This window comes from Streptomyces sp. NPDC056486 (assembly GCF_042795295.1).
In the GTDB taxonomy this organism is placed as follows: Bacteria; Actinomycetota; Actinomycetes; order Streptomycetales; family Streptomycetaceae; genus Streptomyces.
Window position 1 is genome coordinate 1 of record NZ_JBHTSF010000272.1, and the last position, 7,549, is coordinate 7,549.

6 protein-coding genes are annotated in these 7,549 nt (G+C 70.8%); 3 read left to right on the forward strand and 3 right to left on the reverse strand.

What is annotated here, in order from left to right; translation table 11 throughout:
- Nucleotides 1–107: 107 nt before the first annotated feature.
- The gene (locus tag ACFQ7F_RS44615; RefSeq protein ID WP_383285090.1) at nt 108–920 is read right to left on the reverse strand and encodes an inositol monophosphatase family protein; all 813 of its coding nucleotides are present in this window, start codon (nt 918–920) and stop codon (nt 108–110) included.
- Nucleotides 921–961: 41 nt separating this feature from the next.
- Nucleotides 962–2,089 (reverse strand): ferrochelatase, encoded by a 1,128-nt coding sequence (locus ACFQ7F_RS44620; RefSeq protein ID WP_383285092.1) that lies wholly within the window; start codon nt 2,087–2,089, stop codon nt 962–964.
- A gap of 143 nt (nt 2,090–2,232) precedes the next feature.
- Here ACFQ7F_RS44620 and ACFQ7F_RS44625 point away from each other — a divergent pair, with 143 nt between their 5' ends.
- Both ACFQ7F_RS44625 and ACFQ7F_RS44630 read left to right on the forward strand, forming a co-directional pair.
- Nucleotides 2,233–3,483, forward strand: a complete 1,251-nt coding sequence (locus ACFQ7F_RS44625) for an MFS transporter (RefSeq protein WP_383285095.1) — start codon at nt 2,233–2,235, stop codon at nt 3,481–3,483.
- A complete protein-coding gene (locus ACFQ7F_RS44630) occupies nt 3,431–4,762 on the forward strand; it encodes a D-arabinono-1,4-lactone oxidase (protein WP_383285098.1) in 1,332 nt (443 codons plus the stop codon). Before ACFQ7F_RS44625 ends, ACFQ7F_RS44630 begins: the two co-directional genes overlap by 53 nt.
- Before the next feature lie 8 nt (nt 4,763–4,770).
- Here the strand turns inward: ACFQ7F_RS44630 and ACFQ7F_RS44635 are convergent, their stop codons facing one another.
- A complete protein-coding gene (locus tag ACFQ7F_RS44635) occupies nt 4,771–5,961 on the reverse strand; it encodes a hypothetical protein (protein WP_383285101.1) in 1,191 nt (396 codons plus the stop codon).
- Nucleotides 5,962–6,424: 463 nt separating this feature from the next.
- Here ACFQ7F_RS44635 and sepH point away from each other — a divergent pair, with 463 nt between their 5' ends.
- Nucleotides 6,425–7,519, forward strand: a complete 1,095-nt coding sequence (sepH, locus tag ACFQ7F_RS44640; protein WP_383285104.1) for a septation protein SepH — start codon at nt 6,425–6,427, stop codon at nt 7,517–7,519.
- The last annotated feature ends 30 nt before the right edge of the window (nt 7,520–7,549 follow it).

Here is a 7,549-nt window from a genome sequence, read left to right on the forward strand (position 1 = left end):
TGCCCGCTTGAACCTTTGGTCCGCTGAGGGCCCGCGGAAGCGGTGGACGTTTTGCGGGGGCCCTTCTGCGTGCTCTGGGCGCTCTGCGTACGGATCCGTACGCCCGGTCAGTCGTGCCAGGCGCCGAGCTCCTCCAGACGGCCCTGCAGGTCCTCGAAGAGGCCGGGCGGGGCCGCGATGGTCAGCTCGCCCGAAGGGGCCCGACCGGGGCGTCCGCCGGTCAGCGCGCCCGCCTCCCGCGCGACGAGGTCCCCCGCCGCGAAGTCCCACGGGTTGAGGCCGCGCTCGTAGTACGCGTCCAGACGGCCCAGCGCGACGTCGCACAGGTCGATCGCCGCCGAGCCGCCCCGGCGGATGTCCCGGACCAGCGGGATCAGCTGCCGGGCCACATCGGCCTGGCGGGCGCGGCGCTCGGCGACGTACCCGAAGCCGGTGCCGACGAGGGCCCGGTCGAACGGGGGCGCGGGGCGGGTGTGCGCGGGCTCGTCGTTGACGAACGCGCCCCCTCCGAGGACCGCGCGGTAGGTCTCGCCGCGCATCGGGGCGTGCACCACGCCGACGAGCGTCTCGCCGTCCCTGCGGGCCGCGATGGACACGGACCAATCGGGGCGTCCGTAGAGGTAGTTGACGGTGCCGTCGATCGGGTCGATCACCCACTGGATGCCACTGCTGCCCTCGGAGCTCGCGCCCTCCTCGCCGAGCACGCCGTCGTCCGGCCTGCGCTCGGCGAAGAAGTCGGTGATCAGCTTCTCGGACGCGATGTCCATCTCGGTGACGACATCGACCGCACTGGTCTTCGTGGCGGCCACGCCCAGGTCGTCAGGTCGCCCGTCGCGCAGGAAGGCTCCGGCGCGGTGCGCGGTCTCCAGGGCGACGCCGAGGAGTTCGGCCTTCAGCTGCTGGTCTGCGGGGTCGTTCACGGTGCTCCTTGTGCCTGACGAGGCCCTACGAGGTGGGTGAGTTACGCGTACGGACTGTCGGCGCCCGCCGCCGCGGGCTTCGGGACGCGCGACGGGCAGCAGCCCACCGGGCACAGGTCGTGGCTCGCGCCGAGCGCGCCCAGGGCGCAGGGCGCGACGTCGCGCCCGCTCTCCGTGGCGGCCCGCTCAAGGACCAGATCCCGCACCGCGGCGGCGAACCGCGGGTCGGCGCCCACCGTGGCCGAGCGGCGGACCGGCAGGCCGAGGGCCGCGGCCTTCGCCTCGGCCTCGGTGTCGAGGTCGTACAGCACCTCCATGTGGTCCGATACGAAGCCGATCGGGGCCATCACCACCGCGGGCACGCCCGCCGCGTGCCGCTCCTCCAGGTGGTCACAGATGTCCGGCTCGAGCCACGGGGTGCTGGGGGCGCCGCTGCGCGACTGGTAGACGAGCTGCCAGGGGTGCTCGACGCCGGTCTCGTCGCGCACCGCGTCCGCGATGAGCCGGGCCACGTCCAGGTGCTCCTTGACGTACGCGCCGCCGTCCCCGTGGTCCTCGACGCGCCCCGACGAGTCGGCGGCCGCCGTCGGGATGGAGTGCGTCGTGAAGGCGAGGTGCGCCCCTTCGCGTACGTCACCGGGGAGGTCGGCCAGAGACTTCAGAACCCCGTCGATCATGGGGCGGACGAAGCCGGGGTGGTTGAAGTAGTGCCGCAGCTTGTCGACGCGCGGCACGTCGAGGCCCTCCGACGCGAGCACGGCGAGGGATTCCGCCAGGTTCTCGCGGTACTGGCGACAGCCCGAGTACGAGGCGTACGCGCTGGTCGCGAGGACGAGCACCCGGCGGTGGCCGTCCTGGACGAGCTCGCGCAGGGTGTCGGTCAGATAGGGCGCCCAGTTGCGATTGCCCCAGTAGACCGGCAGGTCGAGTCCGTGCTCCGCGAAGTCCTTGCGCAGGGCGTCGAGCAGGGCGCGGTTCTGGTCGTTGATCGGGCTGATCCCGCCGAACAGGAAGTAATGCTGCCCCACCTCCTTGAGCCGCTCCTTGGGGATGCCGCGGCCCCGCGTCACGTTCTCCAGGAACGGGACGACGTCGTCGGGGCCTTCGGGGCCGCCGAACGAGAGCAGCAGCAGGGCGTCATAGGGAGAGGCATCAAGCGCATCGGACATACATCCGATCCTGCCACCCGTCACTGACAGCCGGAAAACGCGGTGCGTTCGGCCGTGTCGCAGCCGTAAGCTGTATAGGCCATCTTCACGCCTTACGGGAGCCCTTCCTCGCGGAGCCGCCCCGGCGCCTCAGCGGAGTCCACGTGCCCAGCCCCTACCGCGCCATCTTCGCCGCCCCCGGCACCAAGAAGTTCTCGACGGCGGGCTTCCTCGGACGGATGCCGCTGTCGATGATGGGCATCGGCATCGTGACGATGGTGTCCCAGCTCACTGGGCGGTACGGACTCGCGGGCGCGCTCTCCGCGACCGTCGCGCTCTCCGCCGCCGCGATCGGCCCGCAGATCTCGCGTCTGGTCGACCGGTACGGCCAGCGCCGGGTGCTTCGGCCCGCGACCCTGGCCTCGCTGGCCGCGGTCACCGGGCTCCTGCTCTGCGCGAAGTACGAACTCCCGGACTTCACGCTCTTCGTCTTCGCCGCCCTCGTCGGCTGCGTGCCGAGCGTGGGATCGATGATCAGGTCGCGCTGGGCCGTCCTCTACCGGGGCACTCCCCAGCTGCACACCGCGTACTCCTTCGAGTCCGTGGTGGACGAGATCTGCTTCATCTTCGGGCCGATCATCTCCATCGGGCTCTCCACCGCGTGGTTCCCCGAGGCCGGGCCGCTCATGGCCGGGGTCTTCCTCGCGGTGGGCGTCTTCTGGCTGACGTCCCAGCGGGCCACCGAGCCCGTGCCGCAGGGGCGTGAACACCACACCAAGGGCTCGGCGTTGCGCTCCGGAGGGCTCCAGGTCCTGGTCGCGACCTTCGCGGCGACGGGCGCCATCTTCGGGTCCATCGACGTGGTGACCGTAGCGTACGCCGAGGATCAGGGGCACAAGGCGGCGGCGAGCCTGGTGCTCGCGGTGTACGCGCTCGGCTCCTGCGTGGCCGGAGCCGCCTTCGGACTCCTGCGCTTCAAGGGTGCCCCCGCACCGAGGTGGCTGCTGGGTGTCTGCGCGATGGCCGTGAGTATGATCCCGCTTCAACTGGTCGGGAATCTTCCGTTTCTGGCCGTGGCGTTGTTCATCGCGGGCCTCTCCATAGCGCCGACCATGATCACGACGATGGCCCTCGTCGAACTGCACGTACCACGCGCGAAGCTGACCGAGGGCATGACCTGGGTGAGCACCGGACTCATGGTCGGCGTCGCGCTCGGCTCCTCCGCGGCCGGCTGGGTCATCGACGCGGCCGGTTCGGACGCCGGGTACGCGGTACCCGGGCTGTCCGGGGCCGTCGCGGTGACGGTCGGATTCCTTGGGTATCGCCGACTGAAGAAGCCGGTTTCGCAACGGGGAGGGACCCATGAGCACGGCAACGGGCACGGGCAGCGCGAAGAGCAGAGCAACGTGGCGTAACTGGGCGGGCAACGTCACCGCACGTCCGGCCAGGGAGGTCACCCCCGCGTCGGTCGACGAGCTCTGTGCCGCGCTGCGTCAGGCCAAGGACGACGGTCTCAGGGTGAAGCCGGTCGGCACAGGACACTCCTTCACGGCGACCGCGGCGACCGACGGCCTCCTCATACGCCCCGAACTCCTCACCGGCATCCGCAGGATCGACCGCGAGGCCGGCACCGTCACCGTGGAAGCGGGCACTCCGCTGAAGCGCCTGAACGCGGTGCTCGCCCGCGAAGGCCTGTCGCTCACGAACATGGGCGACATCATGGAGCAGACGGTCTCCGGCGCGATCAGCACCGGGACGCACGGCACGGGCCGCGATTCGGCGTCGATCTCCGCACAGATCACGGCACTTGAGCTCGTCACCGCGGACGGCACGGTCCTCACCTGCTCCGAGAAGGAGAATGCCGAGGTCTTCGCGGCGGCCCGGCTCGGCCTCGGAGCGCTCGGCGTGATCAGCGCGATCACCTTCGCCGTGGAGCCCGTCTTCTTCCTCACCGCCCGTGAGGAGCCGATGACCTTCGACAAGGTCACCAGCGAGTTCGACGCGCTCCACGCCGAGAACGAGCACTTCGAGTTCTACTGGTTCCCGCACACCGGCAGCTGCAACACCAAGCGCAACAACCGCAGCCTGGGTCCCGCCGCTCCGCCCGGCAAAGTCAGCGCCTTCGTAGAGGACGAGATTCTCTCCAACGGTCTCTTCCAGGTGGTCAACTCGCTCGGCAGGGCCGTCCCCGCGACCGTCCCGGGCATCGCCAAGATCTCCAGCAAGGCGCTCTCCGCCCGCACCTACACGGACATCCCCTACAAGGTCTTCACAAGTCCGCGCCGCGTGCGCTTCATGGAGATGGAGTACGCCGTCCCGCGGGCGGCCCTCGTCGAGACGCTGCGCGAGCTGAAGACGATGGTGGAGCGCTCGAACCTGCGGATCAGCTTCCCCGTAGAGGTCCGTACGGCTCCCGCGGACGACATCGCGCTCTCCACGGCCTCGGGCCGGGAGAGCGCGTACATCGCCGTCCACATGTACCGGGGCACGCCCTACCAGGCGTACTTCACCGCCGCCGAGCGGATCTTCACCGCGCACGAGGGCCGGCCCCACTGGGGCAAGATCCACACCCGCGACGCCGGCTACTTCTCGCAGGCCTATCCGCGCTTCGCCGAGTTCACGGCCCTGCGCGACCGCCTGGACCCTGACCGCCGGTTCGGCAACGACTACTTGCGCCGCGTCCTGGGCGACTGAGCGGCCGCCTACGGGTTGGGGGTCGCATCGCGCTGCGCGTCGTCGCCGCTTCCGCTTCCGGTGCCGCTCGACGGAGTCGGTGTCGGAGTCGGTGTCGGGGTGGGCGTGGGTGTGGGCGTCGGGTCCGTCTTGGAGTCGTCGCCTGAGTCCGAACCCTTGTCAGGGTCGTCCTTCGAACCGGAGCCCGAGTCGCCACCGGTGTCCGGGGACTGCGAGTTCGCCCCGCCCGGGTCCTGCGAGGTGTCGTCGTCCTGCTGCGATCCGTCGCCCGTACCCGTGGAGGAGCCGTCGGACGGCTGTACGGAGGGGTCGGTCGACGGCGTGGAGGGCTGCTTCGGAGAGCTGTTCCTGCCCGTGAAGCTGTTGCTGATCGTGGTGCCGTTGCCCCCGCTGAAGTCCTCGCCGGAGACGATCTCGTACGTCGTGATCCCGGCCATGGTCACACCGAAGACGACCGCGGCCGCGATCAACGGCCGCTTCCAGCTGCGGACCTGGGTGCGATGCGTGGTGCCGCCGGTGAACTCGTCCGAGGGGAGCGGCGGCTCGGCCGGCGCGGCGGGAGCCGTCTGACGCAGGACGCGCGTCGAGTCGTCCCGCGGCATCAGCTGCGTGGCGTCGACCGATCCGAGGAGCTGGGTCCTGTCGGCGTCGGCGTCCGCCACTCGCAGCACCGTGGTGCGGTCGGCGTCACCGGCCTCGGGCAGCACACTCGTACGGTCGGCATCTCCGACGACGGGCACCACGGTCGTACGGTCCGGATCGCCCACGACGGGCGGCACCGAAGTGGCGTCGGCGTCGACCGTCCTCCCCCAGGTCGTCGTCACGGGTCCCGCCCCGGCATGCGCCGTGGCTCCCGTGTACGCCTGTGCCCTGAACGTCTCGGCCACCGGCGCACCCGAGCCGTCGGTCAGCGGGACCTGATACCCCCTCGGCTTGGCCTGCACCGCGACGTCACGTATCTGCTCGCCCGTACGCCGGAAGAAGTGCTGGAAGAGCGTGCCCCCACAGGTCGCGACCACACTCACCAGGCCGGCGCCGAGGATCGTTCCGTAGACGCCGAAGCTGGCGGCGAGCTTCGCCCCCACGACGGCGGCCACGGCGCTCCCCGCGACCTGCGGCAGACTCAGATCGAGGCGCCGCTTCTCCGTCGGCTCTTCCTGGCCCGTGGATTCCTCGCCGGAATCCGGCTTTTCACGCATCTCCGACCCTTACCTGCCTTTCTCGACTGACTACACGAGAAAGGGACGTATGGGTGAAGTGGTTAGTTCCGTTTCTGGAGATTCCGTGAAGTGTGCCACTCATGTACCACCCTGCCCGGGTATCCCGGTGCGTCAACTCCCGCCCCCTGCGAGAAGTTCGGCGGCGCGGCGGACCACCCGCGTGGCCCGAATGGAGTACTGTTGCGAGCCCTGGGTCCGGTCTCCCACCTGGGTGCCCGGGGCCTTCCAGGACCTGCCGGGAGGGGGCTCGCTGCACAGGGTGACCGAGTTGGTCACTGAGAGTTGCGAAAAGGTAACCGTGCCATAACGGCGACCTAGGGCCCATGCCCGACACGCCGGGCAACTCGGCAAGGTTGTGGCAGGCTGCACCCGGGCAGGCCACACTCGACTAGCGGAAGCAGCGACGCACGTGACGTCGGCAGGCACCACCCGGGAGGTCCCCATGCCCGAACTGCGTGTCGTGGCCGTCAGCAACGACGGCACACGGCTGGTGCTCAAAGCTGCGGACAGCACGGAGTACACACTTCCGATCGACGAGCGACTGCGCGCCGCGGTGCGCGGCGACCGTCCGCGCCTCGGCCAGATCGAGATCGAGGTGGAGAGCCACCTCCGCCCCCGCGACATCCAGGCACGGATACGTGCCGGTGCGAGCGCGGAGGAAGTCGCCTCACTCGCCGGAATCCCCGTCGATCGCGTCCGCCGCTTCGAAGGACCCGTGCTCGCCGAGCGCGCCTTCATGGCCGAGCGGGCCCGGAAGACCCCCGTGCGCCGTCCCGGCGAGAACACCGGACCCCAGCTCGGCGAGGCCGTGTCGGAGCGGCTGCTCCTGCGCGGCGCCGACAAGGAATCCATCCAGTGGGACTCCTGGCGCCGCGACGACGGCACCTGGGAGGTCCTGCTCGTCTACCGCGTCGCGACCGAACCGCACTCCGCGAGCTGGACGTACGACCCGCCACGGCGGCTCGTACAGGCAGTGGACGACGAGGCACGCTCGCTGATCGGCGAGACGGACGACCTCGCCGCGCCCGAGCCGAGCTTCCCGTTCGTGCCGCGCATCGCCCGGCTGCCCCGGGACAGGCCCTCGCTCGACCGGCCGCTCGACCGTGCCCTGGACCGGCAGTTGGAGCGCCCGAGCGCGCCGCAGCCCCCGGAGCCACTGGAAGAAGGCGTGGCCACCGGCGCGACCGCGTCCGTGTCCGAGGCGGAGCGTGACTCGCTCACCAGCCTCCTTGAGGCGGTGCCGAGCTTCCGCGGCGACATGATCGTGCCGGAGCGCCCCGCGCTCCCGCCCACGGATCTCCCGCCCGCCGAGGAGGCCGAGCAGGACCCGGAGGCCGAGGAGCCGCCCGCGGCGGCCGGGGCGGGTGCGGCGTACGCGGACGTCCTGATGCCGCGCTCGGTGGCCAGCCACCGCGACCGGCTCGTCGGCACCACCGACCGCCAGGCGGAGGCCGACGGCGTCCGGCCCGGGCGGCGCGCGGCAGTGCCGAGCTGGGACGAGATCGTCTTCGGCACGCGTCGCAAGAAGCAGGAGTAGCACTTCCTTATACGTCGGCGGGCCCCGCAC